The organism is Desulfobacter sp., from assembly GCA_028768545.1.
Classification (GTDB): Bacteria; Desulfobacterota; Desulfobacteria; order Desulfobacterales; family Desulfobacteraceae; genus Desulfobacter.
On the sequence record CP054838.1, the window covers coordinates 3,631,380 to 3,650,000 of the forward strand.

Sequence of the window (18,621 nt, forward strand, 5' to 3'; positions counted from 1 at the left end):
AATTGCGCCCAATTAAATAAAAATTAAGATTATTTCTTAAACCTGAAAATCACAAGGGTTTCACAATTTAGCGGATTAATTTTATTTACACCTGGTGCCTGCAATAGTATATTTAATTAAATTTCAACCCCAACAACGGAAAGCTGATATTAGAATGAAATCTTCCCAGATCCTGCCAGTTCAGTCCAGGCCGATCATTGGGATCACCATGGGTGATCCTGCCGGAATCGGACCTGAAATTATTGTACAAGCCCTTGAGGACAAAAATATCACAAAAATCTGCAAGCCCGTGGTGATTGGAGACAAAGCCATTTTAGAAAAAGCAGTTTCCTGCTTGAACTCTTCTATGACCCTTTTCCCCATTGACCGGGTTGACCAGTTTTCAGACAATGCGTGTCAGATCAACCTGATCCAGGTATCCACCCTTGATCCAAACCTCAGAAAACTAAAGATCCCCTCCAGGGAAACCGGAAAGGCAATGGAGAACTATATCCTCAAAGGAGTCGACCTTGCCCTGAACAACGACATCCAGGCCATGGTGACCGCCCCGATCACCAAGACCGGGCTGAAAATGGCCGGATCTCAATTTCACGGTCATACCGAACTCATTGCCCACAGAACCCAAACCCAAGACTTTGCCATGATGATGGCAGGCACTAAACTCAAGGTGGTTTTAGCCACCATCCACATTCCCCTGGCAGATGTGGCCTGCCAACTGACCTGTGACACCATTATTAAAATAGCGGATCTCACCTGCAATACTTTGATTCACCGTTTTGGCATTGATCAGCCAAGACTTGCCGTGGCCGGTTTAAACCCCCATGCAGGAGAAGACTCCATGTTTGGCAGGGAAGAAGAAGACATTATCAGACCCGCCGTGGAGGCAGCCCGTAAAAAAGGATATCATATCCAGGGCCCCCTGCCCCCGGACACGGTGTTTTACAATGCCCTTAAAGGAAAATTTGATGCCGTGATCTGCATGTACCACGACCAGGGGCTTATCCCTTTTAAACTGATCCATTTTAAGGACGGGGTAAACACCACCTTAGGCCTTCCCATCATAAGGACCTCTGTGGATCATGGCACGGCCTACGATATTGCCTGGACAGGCAAGGCGGATGAATCAAGTCTCAAAGAGGCGATCAACATGGCTGTTCTCCAGGCTCAGCATGTTCAAGGATCTGCCAATGGCCAACGATAAAATCATCATCCAGGGGGCCAGGGAACACAACCTTAAAAATATTGATCTGGAAATCCCAAAAAACCAATTGACCGTTGTGACCGGGCTTTCAGGATCGGGGAAATCCACCCTGGCCTTTGATACCCTTTACGCAGAAGGCCAGCGCAGGTATGTGGAATCCCTTTCCACCTATGCCAGACAGTTTTTAGGGCAGATGGACAAGCCGGACGTGGATGCCATCATCGGGCTGTCTCCTGCCATCTCCATTGAACAAAAAACCGCCTCCCATAATCCAAGATCCACCATTGGCACGGTCACTGAGGTTTACGACTATTTAAGGCTGCTCTTTGCACGGATCGGACATCCCCATTGCCACAAATGTCACACACCCATTGCCCCGGCTTCCATTGACCAGATCAAAGACCAGATTCTGACGGTCTCATCCATGGCAGCCCAGGAAAAAATCCTTGTGCTCTCTCCTGTGATAAGCGCCCAGAAAGGCAGCCATAAGTCCTTGATCGCCACGATGCGCAAAGACGGGTTTGCCAGACTCAGGATCAATCAACACATTTTTAGGATTGAAGAACTGCCCGAACTTGAAAAAAATAAAATGCACACCATAGATGTGGTGGTGGACCGGCTGGTGCTCAAGCCGGGCATGGAAAACAGACTCACCGACTCCCTGGAAACCGCCCTTTTTCTCTCCGAGGGCCAGGTGATTATTGTCAACCTTGACCAGGATCAGCAAACCCTTTTCAGTGAAAAAGCAACCTGCCTTGAATGCGGGATTTCCTACCCTGAATTTACCCCGGCCTCTTTTTCATTTAACTCTCCTAAGGGGGCCTGCCCCCATTGCGACGGACTCGGCCATATCACCGAATTTGACCCGGATCTGATTGTACCGGATACCCATATCTCCCTTCGCCAGGGTGCAGTACTGCCTTGGGCCAATAAAAATTCAGTCCAGCACATGGAGTTTTTAGATGCCCTGGTCACCCATTATAAGGAAGACATATACAAACCCTTTAAAGACTTGTCCCCCAAATTCCAAAAGGTGATCCTCAAAGGATCAAAAAAAGAACAAATCCCCTTTTATCTGGAACGGGCCGGGAAAAAAATTATCTATAAAAAAGCATTTGAAGGGGTGATCCCCAACCTCAAACGCAGGTTCCATGAAACCGATTCTTCAAGCATACGAGAAGATATCCGTCAGTACATGGGATTTACCACCTGCTCAAAATGCAAGGGCACAAGGTTGAACCCAGGATCCTCAGCTGTGCTTGTGGGGGGAAAAAAGATATGGGAAATTGCCTCCATGTCCATTAAACAGGCAGGTCAATTCATCGAGAACTTAAAACTTGAGGGAAAAGAAAAAACCATTGCACGATCCATTCTCAGTGAATTATCCCAGCGAATGGCATTTTTAGAAGATGTGGGCCTGGACTATCTTACCCTGGACCGGTCTGCTGCCACCCTTTCAGGAGGGGAAAGCCAAAGGATCCGGCTTGCCACCCAGATCGGTTCAAAACTGACCGGCGTGCTTTACGTGCTGGATGAACCCAGCATTGGTCTTCACCAGCGGGACAATGCAAGGCTGCTTAAAACCCTGATGAATTTAAAGGACCTGGGCAATACCGTTCTTGTGGTGGAACATGATGAGGAGACCATTTTGGCATCGGATCATGTGGTGGATGTCGGCCCGGGCGCCGGGATAAACGGAGGCCATATTGTTTTTTCAGGACCGCCTGAAGCCCTGGTCAAAAGCAAGGATTCCCTGACAGGGCTTTACCTTTCAGGCCAAAAGAAAATCCATGTCCCTGAATCAAGACGCAAGGGCAACAATAAAAATCTTCTGGTAAAAGGGGCATCTGCCAACAACCTTAAAAATTTAGATGCAGCCTTTCCGCTGGCATGCTTTACCTGTGTCACCGGCGTCTCAGGGTCCGGCAAATCCACCTTGGTGCTGACCACCCTTTATCAGGCCCTGGCCAACCAGATAAACCGGTCTGCAAAACCTGTGGGCCCCCACCTGGGCATTGAAGGCCTTGAACACCTGGACAAGATCATTCATATTGACCAGTCCCCCATCGGTAAAACCCCCCGGTCAAATCCAGGCACCTATACCGGGGTGCTCACCCATGTGCGCGAATTGTTTGCCAAAACCCAGGATGCCAGGGCCAGGGGCTACAAGCCCGGCAGGTTTTCCTTTAATATCAAAGGCGGACGGTGCGAGGCCTGCACCGGAGACGGAATTGTAAAAATTGAAATGCATTTTCTGCCTGATGTCTATGTGACCTGTGATGTCTGCAAGGGGGAACGGTTTAACCGGGAAACCCTGGAGATCAAATACAAGGGGAAAAATATTGCCCAGGTTCTGGACATGACCATTAACCAGGCCGTGGTTTTTTTCGACCGGGTCTCTGCCATTCGAAACACCCTTTCCACCCTGGTGGAAACAGGGCTTGGATATATCAAGCTCGGCCAGGCCGCCACCACCCTTTCAGGCGGTGAGGCCCAGCGGATCAAGCTTGCCAGGGAATTGTCCAAACGCAGCACAGGTAAAACCATTTATATCCTTGACGAACCCACCACAGGGCTTCATTCAGATGATATCTCAAGACTCTTGTCCGTCCTGGACAAACTGGTCAGGGCAGGCAATACCGTGGTGGTCATCGAGCATAACCTGGATGTGATAAAATCGGCCGACCATATCATTGATCTCGGGCCTGAAGGCGGGGACAAAGGCGGATTTATCATTGCCCAGGGCACGCCTGAACAGGTCGCCAAAAACCCCAAGTCCCATACGGGATTTTATCTTTCAAAGGTGCTGCCCCAGGCCTGAGACCACGCCCGGTCAGGGGTATCGCTTTTCTTCAAGGCCACCAGAACAATTTACTGTTTCCCCCCCTGCCCTAACGACAGTCAAGGATCACTTTTTTATTGTCCCATTCCGCCTCTGGGGACAATCTTTTTTCTTTCACCTGGGTGCTGTTTCCACATTTGTACCGAACCCGGTAAGTCTTTTGGCAGCCTCTGGCAGGATCTCCGATGACCTTATAATTGACAACATAGTGGCAGGATTGTTTGCCGTCACATTGCCCTGGGGAGCGCCGCAGTTGCCGCCATATGTGGCTGTAATCACCTTGATATTTCACCCTTGGGGTGATGCTTTTGGGGGGGACGGGGGTAAGGGCTGCGGAGTTGATGTAGACCCTGGGCTATTTTTAACGGGCCTGCCAAAAATCCGGGCAAATCCGATTCCTCCTGATCCGGCATTCTGGGACCAGGTAGAAGGGTCAGAATCGGTAACAATATAAGTCCCGGGATTCAAAACAATATTGGGATATACTTTCCAATAGGCATTAGGGGTATTGTACATCCCTGGCGATCCTTTTGCCTGCCAGGATCCAACCCCTTTGATCCCGACCCTGCCGACAGTTTGGGTGCCCTGCTGATTATTCCAGTGGTAGGTCTCTATTCGGGTGATTACCATGGGCTTGGATAAAGTGAAACGAGTAGATTTAAGATTGAAAACGGTGGATTTATTAAAGTTGGAAAAGAGTTTAACTTCCCCGGCCCCTGCAGAGGACAGGATAAAGAACAAACAAATCATCACCCCATGGCTGCTATAAAAAACTGAACACCGTTTAATTTTTGTTTTTTCATCATAAATGCCTGCCTTCTTCATGAAGTTAATCATTCAATCCGGGACCAGGCATTTGGGGCGGTATCTTTTCTTGCAATTGTTAGGACAAAATGAATACAAAAAAAGAGTAACTCCGATAGATCAAAAAAGGTAATTTTAGATCTATAGATAACTACAATAAAAAAGCACCCCGCTTCAATACCCGAGATAAAAAATTAGACCCGGTCAATATCCGACTTAAAGCATTATACCTTTTTAATAAGTTTCATTGCAGATTCTCGTTAGTTTTGTCAATCACTAAAACAAGGGGGGGGGGGGTCCAAGATCATCTTCGGGAAGGCCTGGACCGGGTTAATTTTGATCAGGCCGCTGGGATGGATAGCAATAAAAATTGGAACATTTAAAATCATTATCGATCATGCATGATCCGTCCACCTCGCAGGCATAGGCAATTTTGGAGGCCTTTTCAAATAAACTTAGACCAATGGGTTTTAAGGCACCCGGCAGGGAATAAAGATCTGTCTCTTCGGGACCTGGAATGCTGGAGATCCCCTGGCCTGTCACCTTGCCTGAACTCCCTGAAATCACTTCTGCATCCTCGCCATTGGTGGTTACCACCACAGGAATCTGATAGGGAAAAATTATCCTGGACAAGGCCAGATTGGCGAGGCGCCGGGTCACAAGGGAACCTGGGGCATACTTGATCATCATCACGGCCCGGTCCCCTGAAAAAACCATCAAATCCATCTCTAAATGGGCTGTTTTCCCGTTGGTCTTAATTTGGATCTTCCGATTCTTTTCAACTCTTTGTTTATCATAGCCAAGCACATTGACCAGATGTTTTGCAAGTGTCTGACGGTAACGTTCATCATGGGTATCTAAAAGAGTCTCTCCTGTTAAAAAGTCCTTAATCTTTCCCATAATAAGGTGATGTGAATGGGTATCTTCCATGGGCTGAATTCTCCTCAAACAAATATTTTTATTCAAGGTAAGTCTGATCTAAAAAAAAACAAGGCAGTTGAAGATTGTGCCCGTTTTAAAGTTGACCAAGCCCGGTATGCCTGGATCACCTTAAATCATCACCCGATCTGGCAATCTGCCGGATTTATTTGATGGTGAATGTCCCCCCGCATTCCACCAAGGTGTCCAGGGTCTTTTGGATGAGCGCATCCATTTTTGAAGCAATTTCCGGAGTCAGTTCTTCACTCAGGATGGCCAGGTTTTTAGGTTCAATTCCGACGATGGTGGTTTGGGGAACATGGTCCAGCGCGTGGCAAAGGGTAAGGGCCTCGATAAGGTCGACCTGGTGAAGTGAGTTCTTGGCAAGGATACGGTTTGGGATCTCATCATGGTCAAGGCGGTGAAGATCACCGGGCTGCCCATGGTTTAAAACCGTATCCACCACAATCAGCCGGCCGGCATTGGAAATGATTCCCAACAGGTTGATCCCGAGGACTCCTCCGTCCACCACCAGTACATTGTCCGGGAACTCATATTCCTCGTTTAGCCGTTCAACCACCCGGATGCCCACTCCGTCGTCACTGTAGAGGGTATTTCCCACCCCTAAAATTGTAATATTATTCTTCATGCGTTTCCTAAAAAAAAAGGTCCCGGTAAGCGTATACCGGAACCCTGATAAAAATAAAGACCTTAAATAACGCTGACCTTATAGGTTTCATTGGTGTGCGGATCAATCACATGGACGGCACAGGCAATACAGGGGTCATAGGAATGTACGGTTCTTAGAATCTCAAGGGGTTGCTTGGGATCGGCAACCGGGGTGCCGATCAATGAATTTTCAACCGGCCCTTTTTGATTTTTCCCGTCACTGGGTCCGAAATTCCAGGTGGAGGGCACCACATATTGATAGTTTTCAATTTTCCCTTTTTCAATATTAATCCAATGCCCCAGAGCCCCTCTGGGTACATCGTTCAAACCAAACCCCCTTGCCTTGTCCGGCATTTCCCAGGGCTGATAAGTCTTTTTGTCCCCTGCCCCGACATTGGATTTAAGAGACTCAATCCAGTTGCCCATGGCATTGCCCACCACAACGGTTTCAATCCCCCTGGCAGCAGTTCGGCCCAGGGTTGAAAACAAGGCCTCTACGCCCACGCCCAGTTTGTTTAATACATGGTCCACCAATGCTTTGACCTCTTTATGGCCACGGGTATAGGCCACCAGATTTCTGGCAAGAGGGCCGACTTCGGCGGAACGGCCGTCGTATCTCGGGGCCTTCATCCAAGTGTATTGATCTTCTGTGTTATAGGTGACCTCTCCCTGGATGGGTTTGGTTTCTCCCTCATAGGGGTGTTTGGCTTCACCTTTTTCATACCAGGCACGGGTCACATCTTCTGTGATTTGACGGGTATCAACCGGAAGGGGATTTAAATCACCCATGAGCACACCACCCGGCAGCAGCAGATCCTCATTTATCCCCTGCTGGGGAAAATCGCCATAGGCAAGATAGGTTGTATTATTGCCGCCGATCGCAGCCCAATCCTTATTAAAGGAAGCCACGGCCAAAAGGTCGGGAATATACACCTCATCCACAAAGGCTTTGGTTTCCTTCCAGATATCGGTGAATTCATCAAGCCTTTGGGGGGTCAGATCCCCAACACAGGTAACACCACCCACCACCAAAGATTGGGGATGGGGATTTTTCCCGCCGAAAATGGCATGCATTCTGGCGGCTTTTGCCTGGAGCTTGATGGCTTCCAGATAATGGGAAGAGGCCATGAGGTTGGCTTCAGGCGTAAGTTTATAGGCCGGATGCCCCCAATACGCATTATTAAAGGGTCCCAATTGCCCGCTATTGACAAAGGTTGAAAGCTTGGCCTGGACCTCTCTAAAATAATCTGCTGTTTGGGGCCTTCCGCTGACATTTTCAGACAATTTGGCGGTTTTGACCGGGTCTGCAGCAAGACCGCTGACAATATCCACCCAGTCCAGGGCGTGGAGATGATAAAAATGAACAATGTGATCATGCTGATATTGGGCGCCGTGGAGCAGGTTCCTGATAATCCGGGCGTTTTCAGGAATTTCAATCTGGCAGGCGTCTTCCACAGCTCTTACGGAAGAGAGCGCATGGATATAAGTACAGACCCCGCAGGATCTTTGGACAAAATGGTGAGCATCCTGGGGATCCCTTCCCTTGAGCATCATCTCAATACCGCGAAACATCTGTCCCGAGGTCCAGGCATCCTTAACGCGTCCGTTTTCAATTTCAACTTCTATTCTTAAATGACCTTCGATCCTTGTGATGGGATCGATAATAATTCTTTTCCCCATAATAATTTCCTTTTAGTGTGACTATTTATTTTGGATTGCAAAATTTTTACTGCGGACAGATTTTTATGATTCCTCGTAAAAAGGGGTCATGGCATCCCAAAAATCCGGCTCACTGCACCCGATGCAGGGATGACCCGCCTGAATGGGAAAACTTGTGGCATCATTAAATTTTGCAGTCGGACAATTATTATAGGTTTCAGGGCCTTTGCATCCCATCTGATAAAGACAATACCCAAGTTCTGCTTCTTTGGATCCAAATTGGGTGACAAAATTTCCCTCTTCATAGTGTTTGAGCCGGGGGCAATTGTCATGAACGGTTTCCCCATAGGCAAAGGCGGGCCTGCCCAGGTCGTCCAATTCCATGGTTTCCTTGTTAAGATATTTCACAATGGTCGCCAAAAGGTTTAACGGATTGGTGGGGCATCCGGGCAAATTGATAGGTGTCATATCCAAAGCCTCTCCCACACCTTTATATCCGCCGGGGTTGGGGCTTGCGGCAGCCACGCCCCCATAAGCGGCACAGGTTCCCAAGGCGATGGTTGCAGCGGCTTTGGGCACCACCTCCCGGGCAATTTCAAGAAAAGTTTTGCCGGCAACTTTGCCATAGGCGCCGTTGTAGCGTGTGGCAATAGCACCTTCAACCACACAGACAAACTGGCCCTCATATTTTTCAACGGCATTGTGCAAATTTTCTTCTGCCTGATGCCCTGAGGCTGCCATGAGAGTTTCATGGTATTCCACGGAGATGGTTTCCAAAATGATGGCACCGACATCCGGTGTTCGTAAAAAGGCCTCTGAGCATCCGGTACATTCTCCAAAATGGAGCCATACCACCGGGGGTCTGGGTTTAGATGCTGCTTTTTCAATCTGGTTTGCCACTTGGCCCACACAGGAATAAGTCAGCCCCATGGATGCGGTCAGTGCAGTGCAGTACTTGAGAAAATCTCTTCTTGAGACCCCTTTTTTTTCTAATTTTTCATAAAATCTGGTTTTTGGATCTGTTTTCATCTCACCTCCGTATTTGTGATTATGATTTCATATCATAACTGCTGAACGCTTATTAATAGAGCGGAGAGAAAGTTTAGATCAAATTGATTCTTTTGATTAAAACCTGTATCCCCATTGGGTATCTCTATAGGAAGTATTTAAAGATTTATTATGATTCTTTATCCTGGTAAAAAAATGGGCCGGTATAAAAATTTTCCATGCAAATTACAACTCTGATAAAAATTATCAATTTGTTAATCTGATATTTATTTTATACTCATACAATCCAATGGAATGTAGGAATGTAAACAACAGCCCAAGGACAATTATAAATGATGATGAACCTTCCCAATATCCACTGAGTGCTTTATGAGCGCCCGGCCCGTGCAAGGCTGGTGCAAAATATTTTGGGGAGATCATTTTCATCGGAACCTTAATTGCTAAGTTATAGTGATTTCCCCCATAACCCGGGTGATAGAAAAATATTTTTCCTGAGCCCCTGGAGGAAATTAGCTTATGTTGGATACACTACGGATTGTTTATAAAAATAACGGGATCAGGGAACAGGTAAAAGCCTTGATCCCTGATGGTAATTTAAGTGCCTGCCTGACCTGCGGTGCCTGCGCAAGCGGCTGTCCTGCCACGGGTCTTCAAAATATGGATCCCAGAAAATTTGTCCGCATGGCTGTTTTTGGAATGGATGAGGAGTTGGAGCGTCATCCCTGGGTCTGGTCCTGCACCATGTGCAAGCGCTGCTATGATGTTTGTCCCATGGCTATCAATATTCCCCAGCTTGTTTTTTACCTGCGTTCCCTTTGGCCCAGAGAAGAGCGTCCCAAGGGAATTTTAGGATCCTGTGACCATCATGTCAATTCCCGCGGTGGGGCCATGGGCGTTCCCCTGGAGGATTTCAAGTTCACTGTGGAAGACCTGGCCGAAGAATGCAGAGAGGAACAGGAGGGGTTTGAAGACCTGACCGTGGATATTGACCGTGAAGGGGCCTATTTTGCCCTGAACCAGAACTCCAGGGAACCTGTGACAGAGCCTGATGAATTGCTGCCTCTGTGGAAAATTCTGCATACGGTCGGGGCCGACTGGACCTATTATTCAGAGTTCTGGGGAGGGGAAAATTATTGTATGTTCCTGGCCGATGACCATGCCTGGGAAAAGATTGTCAGGGCCCAGGCCGAGCATATCGACAAACTGGGGTGCAAAATCTTTATCAACACCGAGTGCGGCCATTCCTTTTTTGCGGTTTGGGAAGGCCTAAGAAAATTCAATATCCCCCATAATTTCGAATTCAGAAGCATTGTTGAATACTATGCAAAGTGGATCAGGGAAGGCAAGCTTGCCGTCAATTCCGATTGGAATACGACACATATCAAATTCACAGTCCAGGATCCTTGTAATGTGGTCAGAAAATCCTTGGGGGATAAGTTCGCAGATGATCTGCGATATGTGGTCAAAAAGGTGGTCGGCAGCGACAACTTCGTGGATATGGCCCCCAATAAATCCAACAATTATTGTTGTGGCGGCGGTGGCGGTGCCCTCCAGGCCGGCTATACGGAAGACAGACGACAATACGGCCAGACAAAATTCGATCAGATCATGGCCACGGGTGCCACCTATGTGGTCACCCCCTGTCACAATTGTCATGCCCAGATCGAGGATCTGGCCCATCACCACGAGGCCGATTATCATACCGTCCATCTGTGGACCCTGATCTGTCTTTCAATGGGAATCCTGGGTGAAAATGAACGAACCTATCTGGGACCGGACCTGGCTGGGTATGGACTATGATCTCTTCCAATTTTAACTTTGAATTTAAATGCCTGATGAAAAATTCAATTTTAGAAAAATTCATATTGAAAGCCCAGGCGGAATTGTTTGTCCCTAATCGCTGCAATGCAGATCTAAAGGCGAGGAAATATGTCTAATGGTTGAAAACCGAATAAAGATCGTCGCATTTTTGTGTCATTGGTGCAGCTATGGTGCCGCCGATCTGGCCGGGGTGAGCCGGATGCAGTATCCCGCTGATATCCGGGTGATACGGATCCCGTGCTCGGGCAGAATAGATGTCAAACTGATTTTATCCGCACTGCAAGAAGGGGCCGATGCGGTATGGGTATCCGGCTGCCATCCCGGGGAATGTCATTATTTGGAGGGCAATTATTATGCCCGTCGAAAATTAATACTCATGGCCAATCTTATGACCCATGTGGGTCTTGGCAGAGACCGAATTTTATTGTCATGGATCTCTTCAGCAGAAGCCAGCAAATTTGCACGCCTGGCAAAAACATTAGCCCAGACCATTGCAAAGCTGGGGCCCAATGACAAACGGATGAAAAAAACAGCATAGGTATCTGGATGATGATAACCAAAAGGATAAAAAAAAGCAGGCCCATAACATGAATTCATTTATTGATAAAGGAAATCCCATGATCATCGTGAGTGAAAAAGCGCAGGAACAAGTGAATATTTATTTTAAAGAAAAAACCATTCAGCCGGTAAGAATTTTTCTCAACAATGGGGGGTGTGGCGGGCCCAGTCTGGCCATGGCCCTGGACAATAAAAAAGAAAATGATGCCGTGTTCACCCATGGTGGCCTGGCCTTTATCATGGAAAAAACCCTTCTTGAAAAGGCCTCGCCTGTTCAAGTGGATTATTCAGGTATGGGGTTCACCATAAGTTCAAGTTTAGACTTGGGCACAGGCTGCAGTTCCTGCGGCAGTAACGGCTCCTGCTGCCGGTAAAGACAAGGAAAAGACAAGATGCCGACCCAGGTACATATTCACGCCAAGGTTGAACGACAATTGGCTGCCCTTGAAAAACAGGGTAAGACCCGTTCCATTGCAGCAGACAGATCAAGGCGGATCATTGATGCTCTGATTCAAGGAAAAAATCCAGCCGGTGCAGGGCTATTGAAACGGAAAACAGACCGGCGGGTGAAAAATTGCCTCAAATTTGACCTTGGCGCAGGATTTCGCCTGATCTGTGTCAGCGAAGGAAAAAATATCCATGTACTCTTTGTCGGCGACCATGACAGCACTGACAACTGGCTGGACAATCATAGAAAAAAACGCCCCCATAAAACAGAGCTTGCAATGCACTCTTATACTGTTGGCAAAGGATGTGATCGTTTATCCAAATTACCTGGAACCGTGAATGATGTCCTTGGGGATCCCGGATTTTTCCAACTTTCCCAGGAGGATCTGAGACGGGTTTTCAAAGGCCTGATCGGATAAAGTCAAGGGGGTTATAAAATTCCCTGAACACAGGTCAAATGTATTTGTCAGGCATGGAAGAATAAAATGGCAAGACAAAAAAATGATTAAAAATCAAAAATCACCCATACGGGTTCAACAATTTTAAGTTCTTTTTTTTTAAAAGGAATTGCAAAATCCTTAAAAGTTTGTAATGGTGCATAGAAATAATTCACCCATTATCTTTTAAGGATACCAAAATGAAAAAACACTGTTTGATTGTATTGTCAATCCTCTTTATCCTGGCAATGCCCCAAATTCTTCTGGCTGGAGCAAACACCCATTACACCAATGGAATCGAAGGCATAAAAGGAGGCAGCGTTCCGCCTCCAGGTGTTTATTATAAGATGTATAATGTGATGTATACGGCGGATGATTCCAAAGACGTGAACGGTAACAATCAGAACATCGGTTTTGAACTGGATGTCTTTGCCGTGGCCAATCGATTCATCTGGGTGACCCATAAAAAATTTCTGGGGGGCGACTTTTTCATGGATGCCACCATCCCCCTGATATATACCGATATCAGTATTGCAGCGGCCAATATTTCCGACGATGAGTTCGGCCTGGGAGATATCTGTATCGAGCCCTTAGGGCTTGCATGGCACGGGCAAATGTTTGATGCGGCTGTAAGCCAGGCATTTTATCTGCCCACAGGCAGTTACGATCCTTTGGAACCTGCATCCCCTGGAAAAGGGTTCTATACCAGTATGACCACTGTCGGGGGGACCCTCTTTCTGGATCAGGCAAAGAGCTGGTCCTTTTCAGTTCTGGCCCGGTATGAAATACATTCCGACCAGGAAGACAAAGACTTTACCCCGGGTGATGATTTCCACTTTGAATGGGGACTTGGCAAAGCCTTTGCTAAAACCTGGGAAGCAGGCATTGCAGGGTACTGCCAATGGCAGGTCTCTGATGACTCGGGCACAGATGCCCTGAATCCGAATGTCCATGACCAGGTTTATGCCGCCGGACCTGAGATCAGCGTCTTCATTCCCAAGTTTAAAATCTTCCTGTCCTTGCGCAGTCTCTTTGAATTTGAAGCCCAAGACCGTCCAGAAGGCAATACAACCGTGTTGACTTTGACAAAAATATTCTAACCATTTACAGTTTTCCGGTCATCACCACAGCTGTCCGGACGACCTTCTGCTGTAACCTGCCGGAAAAAAGAGCTGATCTTTTTTCCGGCCATTTTAACTTATGCCAAGAAACTTATGCCGACGGCCGGCATAAGTTCTGGCAATATGCATTGGCCTTTTCCCTTTGAGATCTTTCATGCCTTGGGGAATGAAAATCAGGCATATACCGAGGTTCAATTAGTTTAATTCCAGCTTTTTTCAGAGGCAAAACAAATGTTGAAGCATGTTCATACAACCCAATATCGGTATGTCATGACGATTATACCCGGTGCATTTTCAAGTAATGCTTGGGCAGAATGCCGAACCGTTTTTTAAATGCAGCACTGAAATGGCTGACGTTGACATATCCCACCTGCCAAGCCGTTTCACTCACATTGGTAAGGGGTTGGGACAAAAGTTGTCTTGCCTTTTCCATCCGGTATTCCCTGAAATAATCAAACACGCTCATACCGTATTCCTGCGTGAACCCGGCCTGGAGTTTGGCCACGGTCAAACCGGTCATGGCTGCCAGATGGAGGGACAGCAGCTCCAGGCTTTTACCCTCCAGGTAGAGGGACCAGGGATATGCATTGCTAGAAGTGTTCAGCAGCTGGTAAACCACGGATTGGATGTCCGGGGCCATGGGTTTTATACTGGTGAATTCGGCCTTGGAATCCCCTTTTAATGCGTCTCTCAGGGCTTTGGGCAGCATATTGGATTCGTCCTTTACCACTTGTCTGAAAAACGGGAGGGTCATATGAATATGAAGAATTTGCTGCTCATGGTGGGCCGGAACCATAAAAGTCCCGGACTGCCTTGCTTCAAGGCGGGTGCCGCTGATGCCGTTTTGTATCTGCAGCGGGTCCGGGCCCGGATTTGGTCCGTTTAAATTTCTTTGGATATTCCCGGAAATAACAAACCCAAAGTCAATGCTCGGAAACTGTTTTTCATATGCCAGACTTACATGATCCGATGATGTGAAATTGATCAGGCTCATCCACAGGCCGGGTCGTATACAGATCTCCCTGTGAGCCCCAAAAACGGGTTCCCGGCTTGTGGCCGATGACAGGGGGGTATCCGATGGCCAATTTGTTTTTGACAATGGTTTAAAATGAAACAGCCTGGGGCATTCGAGTTCCCGCATCAATATCTCCTGTGTTTTCCGGTCTGATATTCATACTTAATCGGCAGATAATAAGCCATAACTATTCTAATGTAAACTTAAGCAAATAGTTAAATCCCAGATCTTTATAATCCTTTTTTGTAAATCCCCATCCCTCAATATAGTCTTCAATCTCTTGTGGGGCCAGGCGCATATGAACAGGCGGACCAAATGACCATTCCTCTTTTTTACATTCCAGTATTGCCAGGCAGCCACCAGGGGTGATTATCCTGGCCAGCTCCCCAAACACTTTATCTTTACAGCAACTAAGGTCAAAAATATGAAGCACTGTGAACACCATGCACAAATCAATGGTATTGTCTTTGAGGGGCAAAGGAGGGTTGAGGATATCCCCTGTCATGGGACGGATCTGGGGCAGACCTGCTGCACTGGCAGCCTCTTTTATTCCATCCACAATCGGGGGCCAATGGTCTATGGCGCTAACGCACCCTCCTGTACCTGTTCTGCGGGCGGCTTCAAGTGTATATTCTCCGGCACCGCAGCCCAGATCAAGGATATTTTGTCCAGGCATTATATCAAGACCATCAAACAAGGGTTCCGGGGACTGCATCCAGAAACTGGTGGGCCCCTGCCCTTTATGGCCGAAACCATGGCGGCCGCCTTTCTTTATTTCAGGTGTCATCATCTGTCTCCTTAAAAATTAGGTATTGCCTCTATCTTATCGTCTTCAACTCTTAGCCGCCGGTACGCTCAAAATATCCGGATTTAAAAAAGGCGTTCAAAATTCTGTGTCAGTTGAATGAAAGCTGATATACTCAGCTAAATAAGGAGAACTGACATGACCGAAGAAAACACCGAATTTGATTTTCAAAAAGCCCTTAAAGGCATCCAGGAAGGTAAACCCTTCACAGGTAAGGGCGGCGTCCTTACATCATTAATCAAAAATCTTGCTGAAGCTGCTCTTGAAGGAGAGTTGGAGTCCCATCTCGGGCAGGAAGTTTCTGCCAACCGCCGTAATGGAAAAAGCAAAAAGACCATTAAATCCCTGGATGATAAATTTGAGCTAAAAACCCCGCGTGACAGGGCCGGAACCTTCTCTCCACAGATCGTCAAAAACATCAGACAACGCTCAGCGATGAAATTGAAAGAAAGATAATAGCCCTTTACGGCCTGGGCATGAGTTATAATGATATGGCTTCCCATTTACAGGAAATCTATGGACTTGAGATTTCAAATGCCACTCTGAGCACCATTACCGATAAAATCATCCATACCGTCAAAGAATGGCAGGCCAGGCCGTTGGAAAATGTGTACCCAATCGTATGGCTTGATGCCATACATTATAAAGTACGAGAAAACGGAAAGGTCGGCAGCAAGGCCGTTTACACAATTCTTGGGGTGAATATCGAGGGCCGCAAAAGGTTCTTGGGCTGTACATATCCGAGAATGAGGGTGCGAACTTCTGGCTGCAGGTGTTAACAGACCTTTCAAACCGAGGGGTAAAAGATATCCTGATTGCCTGTGTTGATGGTCTAAAAGGTTTTCCCGAGGCCATTGAGACCATATTCCCGGACACAGAAGTTCAACTCTGCGTAGTCCACCAGATCCGAAATTCATTGAAATACGTTGGTTCCAAAAATAAAAAGAAATTTATGGCAGATCTAAAACGTGTTTATAAAGCGGTCAATAAGGATCTGGCCGAAGAAGAACTGGATATCTTGGAAAATAAATGGAATGACAAATACCCGATTGTGATAAAATCCTGGCGGAACAACTGGGAACGCCTCAGTCATTTCTTTAAATATCCAGAAGAGATTCGACGGATAATATACACCACAAATACCATTGAGGCTGTGCATCGACAGTTTCGAAAACTGACCAAAACAAAGGGATCATTCCCGAACCAGGACAGCCTGTTAAAGCTGCTTTACATGGGGATCCAGAACGCCAGTAAAAAATGGACAATGCCGATTCAAAATTGGTCACTGACAATTTCCCAGTTGGCAATTTTCTTTGAAGGCCGGCTGGATAAAGAGCTGGGAATTTGATAGGGATTTATTTACAGATGGAAAAGATGGTTCCAGGAACTCCACTCCAGCAAAAGTCAACTCCTCCGACGTGGCTGATTGAAGGCCCATTCTCGGACCTGACTTTTACTTCCGCTGGCGCTGAGGCAGATCCGGGAACCGAAACCGTGACACAGAATTCTGAACATTCCTTGCACAAAGGCATCCCATCTTTTGTCAGTTTACGCGGCAATCAGTCCATTCAAAGGCAAAACTCAGTATTCAAAAGGCCTTTTACGCAAAAGACCCGGATTATTAATAATAGTCGTGATGTTTGATTCCCAGAATTTGCGAAAGCCCTAATAGACAAAGTCCTCGGTATTTCCCACCTGAATTTCCCGTGCACTTATACCATTAGTGTGAGATTTTATAACTATAAGATTCTAACCATTTCAAGCTTTCCTGGAAGTCATCAAAAATGGCTTTTTTGAATGGGCCAGCGTCTTTAGTCATTGTATCAATCACCCATGATTTGAGCGCAGAATCCCCAACTACATACGCAACATGTGTTGGGAGGTTAATATTTGCATTAGCGAATGTCTCCTTCCAAAATTGTGTTGCGTCTGGCGTATTAATTTCCCATTTTCTACAATCATCAAGTACAGCATACGGCCTGTGGGAGTACCGTTGTCGGATAATTGCAAAGGCTTCCTCAAGATATTCCTTGGTTACAGTCATATCCCAAGATCCGAAAAATTCCGAAACGATAAAGTTTTCGTAAGGAATTATCGGAATGTGTCAATGACAATGAGACACTTTATGCCTAAAATTAGGCTCCAATCTTATCCTTCTCTTCCTGTTCCGGTTTGTTGATCCAGGCTGCTTCTGGTAAAGCTGGTGGCCGAGGGATTTTCCCCTTAAAGCGTATTGGGTTTTTAATAAACGCCTCTTTCAAAGTTCTACAGCGAGACCCATAAATCTCTTTAGCAATGCCATAATGAAACTGTTCCGGGGTTACCAGGCCAATACCAAAATGGTAATGCTCTTTATTGTAGTATCCAAAGAAATCCTGGCAGAAGGCTCTTGTATCCTCGATCGAACCAAAATGATTTGGAAATTTTGGACAATATTTCAATGTTTTAAACTGAGCTTCAGAGTAAGGATTATCATTGCTGACGTGCGGTCTGCTGTGGGTTTTGGTTACCCCTAAATCGACAAGAAGTTGGGCAACCCCTTTGGATTTCATACTGGCTCCCCGATCTGCATGAAGTCCAAGCTGACCGGGTAATATATTTTGGTTTTCACAGGACTTCTCAATAAGCCTTTTGGCCAATGCTGTTTGTTCCCTATGGGCGACCATCCAGCCGACAACATACCTGCTGAAAATATCCATGATTACATACAGATAGAAATAAGTCCATTTTGTGACACTTTTCAACTTGGTAATATCCCAGGACCAGACCTGATTCGGTCCTGTTGCCAGCAATTCAGTTTTTTTATATTTCGGGCGATTTACCTGCCGTCTTCGTTCCGGCACAGAACCATGTTCTTTGTGAAGAAGCCGATACATCGTTCTGATGGAACAATAGTATTCTCCTTTATCAAGAAGAGAAGCATAGACCTGGTATGGGGCCTGGTCTCGATACGTGTCCGAGTGAAGAATATCCAAAACCGTTTGTTGTTCATCAGGGTTCAAAGAAAGAGGAGAACTGCCCCGCTTTGATTTTACATGTTTTTTCGGAGAATAAAACCTATAAAAAGATGAACGAGGGACACCGAAAGCCTCACATGAAGGCTTTTTCCCAATATCGTAACTTAACGTTAGGGCGGCATTCATCAGTCGTCTCCTTTGAGGTCGTCCAGATTTTGTTGGATTCCCAGGATCTGAGAAATTTTTTTTTGGGCTTCAATGATGAGTTCCGCCTGTTTTAACTTATGCTCTAATTTAGATTTTTCTTTTTGAAGTCTGGCGACCTCTGTTGCCAATGGGTTCTTCTCTTTGGATTTCCT

Annotated in this window: 16 protein-coding genes and 1 pseudogene (1 of these 17 cut by a window edge); 8 read left to right on the forward strand and 9 right to left on the reverse strand. The window is 46.6% G+C overall.

Annotated elements, in window-relative coordinates:
* Positions 1-154 precede the first annotated feature (154 nt).
* Complete coding sequence (gene pdxA / locus HUN05_17585) at positions 155-1,201, forward strand: 4-hydroxythreonine-4-phosphate dehydrogenase PdxA (GenBank protein WDP86712.1); 1,047 nt, start codon at positions 155-157, stop codon at positions 1,199-1,201.
* Positions 1,188-4,022 carry an excinuclease ABC subunit UvrA gene (gene uvrA, locus HUN05_17590; GenBank protein WDP86713.1) on the forward strand — a complete coding sequence of 945 codons (2,835 nt, stop codon included), beginning with the start codon at positions 1,188-1,190 and terminating at the stop codon, positions 4,020-4,022. Before pdxA ends, uvrA begins: the two co-directional genes overlap by 14 nt.
* Positions 4,023-4,092: 70 nt before the next feature.
* Here the strand turns inward: uvrA and HUN05_17595 are convergent, their stop codons facing one another.
* The 5 genes from HUN05_17595 to HUN05_17615 all read right to left on the reverse strand — a co-directional run bounded on the left by HUN05_17595 (position 4,093) and on the right by HUN05_17615 (position 9,122).
* Positions 4,093-4,335 carry a hypothetical protein gene (locus tag HUN05_17595; protein WDP86714.1) on the reverse strand — a complete coding sequence of 81 codons (243 nt, stop codon included), beginning with the start codon at positions 4,333-4,335 and terminating at the stop codon, positions 4,093-4,095.
* An 842-nt stretch (positions 4,336-5,177) separates the two neighbouring features.
* A complete protein-coding gene (locus tag HUN05_17600; GenBank protein ID WDP86715.1) occupies positions 5,178-5,777 on the reverse strand; it encodes a type I restriction enzyme HsdR N-terminal domain-containing protein in 600 nt (199 codons plus the stop codon).
* Positions 5,778-5,931: 154 nt separating this feature from the next.
* On the reverse strand, positions 5,932-6,414 hold the full coding sequence (locus HUN05_17605; protein ID WDP86716.1) for a HyaD/HybD family hydrogenase maturation endopeptidase: 483 nt from the start codon (positions 6,412-6,414) through the stop codon (positions 5,932-5,934).
* A 62-nt stretch (positions 6,415-6,476) separates the two neighbouring features.
* Positions 6,477-8,114: a nickel-dependent hydrogenase large subunit gene (locus tag HUN05_17610; protein WDP86717.1), complete on the reverse strand. Its 1,638-nt coding sequence runs from the start codon at positions 8,112-8,114 to the stop codon at positions 6,477-6,479.
* Between the two features lie 63 nt (positions 8,115-8,177).
* The gene (locus HUN05_17615; protein WDP86718.1) at positions 8,178-9,122 is read right to left on the reverse strand and encodes a hydrogenase small subunit; all 945 of its coding nucleotides are present in this window, start codon (positions 9,120-9,122) and stop codon (positions 8,178-8,180) included.
* Between the two features lie 495 nt (positions 9,123-9,617).
* Between HUN05_17615 and HUN05_17620 the strand changes: the two genes are divergently transcribed.
* The 5 genes from HUN05_17620 to HUN05_17640 all read left to right on the forward strand — a co-directional run bounded on the left by HUN05_17620 (position 9,618) and on the right by HUN05_17640 (position 13,464).
* Positions 9,618-10,901, forward strand: coding sequence for a (Fe-S)-binding protein (locus HUN05_17620; protein WDP86719.1), 1,284 nt, complete (start codon positions 9,618-9,620; stop codon positions 10,899-10,901).
* A gap of 136 nt (positions 10,902-11,037) precedes the next feature.
* Positions 11,038-11,460: a hydrogenase iron-sulfur subunit gene (locus HUN05_17625; protein WDP86720.1), complete on the forward strand. Its 423-nt coding sequence runs from the start codon at positions 11,038-11,040 to the stop codon at positions 11,458-11,460.
* Positions 11,461-11,539: 79 nt separating this feature from the next.
* On the forward strand, positions 11,540-11,854 hold the full coding sequence (locus HUN05_17630; protein WDP88120.1) for an IscA/HesB family protein: 315 nt from the start codon (positions 11,540-11,542) through the stop codon (positions 11,852-11,854).
* Positions 11,855-11,872: 18 nt separating this feature from the next.
* Positions 11,873-12,346 (forward strand): hypothetical protein, encoded by a 474-nt coding sequence (locus tag HUN05_17635; protein ID WDP86721.1) that lies wholly within the window; start codon positions 11,873-11,875, stop codon positions 12,344-12,346.
* A 218-nt stretch (positions 12,347-12,564) separates the two neighbouring features.
* On the forward strand, positions 12,565-13,464 hold the full coding sequence (locus HUN05_17640; GenBank protein ID WDP86722.1) for a transporter: 900 nt from the start codon (positions 12,565-12,567) through the stop codon (positions 13,462-13,464).
* Between the two features lie 298 nt (positions 13,465-13,762).
* On the opposite strand, the gene HUN05_17645 is transcribed toward HUN05_17640, so the two are convergent.
* Entirely contained in the window at positions 13,763-14,626 is an 864-nt protein-coding gene (locus HUN05_17645; protein ID WDP86723.1) for a helix-turn-helix transcriptional regulator, read from the reverse strand.
* 61 nt (positions 14,627-14,687) lie between these two features.
* Positions 14,688-15,287, reverse strand: coding sequence for a class I SAM-dependent methyltransferase (locus tag HUN05_17650; protein ID WDP88121.1), 600 nt, complete (start codon positions 15,285-15,287; stop codon positions 14,688-14,690).
* A gap of 156 nt (positions 15,288-15,443) precedes the next feature.
* Between HUN05_17650 and HUN05_17655 the strand changes: the two are divergent.
* A pseudogene (locus HUN05_17655) lies at positions 15,444-16,653 on the forward strand (IS256 family transposase).
* Positions 16,654-17,025: 372 nt separating this feature from the next.
* Here the strand turns inward: HUN05_17655 and HUN05_17660 are convergent.
* Positions 17,026-17,349 carry a hypothetical protein gene (locus tag HUN05_17660; GenBank protein ID WDP86724.1) on the reverse strand — a complete coding sequence of 108 codons (324 nt, stop codon included), beginning with the start codon at positions 17,347-17,349 and terminating at the stop codon, positions 17,026-17,028.
* Between the two features lie 91 nt (positions 17,350-17,440).
* Positions 17,441-18,621, reverse strand: a protein-coding gene (locus tag HUN05_17665) for an IS3 family transposase (GenBank protein WDP88122.1) whose coding sequence is annotated in 2 segments (ribosomal slippage) — positions 17,441-18,504 and positions 18,504-18,621 — 1,425 coding nt in all; it runs 243 nt beyond the window's last position. Because the reading frame shifts where the segments join, the coding sequence is not laid out codon by codon here.

What these genes read in the sequence shown, in the direction of transcription:
- pdxA (WDP86712.1), top strand. Translation starts at nt 155, where the DNA reads ATGAAATCTTCCCAGATCCTGCCAGTTCAGTCCAGGCCGATCATTGGG.
- uvrA (WDP86713.1), top strand. Translation starts at nt 1,188, where the DNA reads ATGGCCAACGATAAAATCATCATCCAGGGGGCCAGGGAACACAACCTT.
- HUN05_17600 (WDP86715.1), bottom strand. Translation starts at nt 5,777, where the DNA reads ATGGAAGATACCCATTCACATCACCTTATTATGGGAAAGATTAAGGAC.
- HUN05_17605 (WDP86716.1), bottom strand. Translation starts at nt 6,414, where the DNA reads ATGAAGAATAATATTACAATTTTAGGGGTGGGAAATACCCTCTACAGT.
- HUN05_17610 (WDP86717.1), bottom strand. Translation starts at nt 8,114, where the DNA reads ATGGGGAAAAGAATTATTATCGATCCCATCACAAGGATCGAAGGTCAT.
- HUN05_17615 (WDP86718.1), bottom strand. Translation starts at nt 9,122, where the DNA reads ATGAAAACAGATCCAAAAACCAGATTTTATGAAAAATTAGAAAAAAAA.
- HUN05_17620 (WDP86719.1), top strand. Translation starts at nt 9,618, where the DNA reads ATGTTGGATACACTACGGATTGTTTATAAAAATAACGGGATCAGGGAA.
- HUN05_17625 (WDP86720.1), top strand. Translation starts at nt 11,038, where the DNA reads ATGGTTGAAAACCGAATAAAGATCGTCGCATTTTTGTGTCATTGGTGC.
- HUN05_17630 (WDP88120.1), top strand. Translation starts at nt 11,540, where the DNA reads ATGATCATCGTGAGTGAAAAAGCGCAGGAACAAGTGAATATTTATTTT.
- HUN05_17635 (WDP86721.1), top strand. Translation starts at nt 11,873, where the DNA reads ATGCCGACCCAGGTACATATTCACGCCAAGGTTGAACGACAATTGGCT.
- HUN05_17640 (WDP86722.1), top strand. Translation starts at nt 12,565, where the DNA reads ATGAAAAAACACTGTTTGATTGTATTGTCAATCCTCTTTATCCTGGCA.
- HUN05_17645 (WDP86723.1), bottom strand. Translation starts at nt 14,626, where the DNA reads ATGCGGGAACTCGAATGCCCCAGGCTGTTTCATTTTAAACCATTGTCA.
- HUN05_17650 (WDP88121.1), bottom strand. Translation starts at nt 15,287, where the DNA reads ATGACACCTGAAATAAAGAAAGGCGGCCGCCATGGTTTCGGCCATAAA.
- HUN05_17660 (WDP86724.1), bottom strand. Translation starts at nt 17,349, where the DNA reads ATGACTGTAACCAAGGAATATCTTGAGGAAGCCTTTGCAATTATCCGA.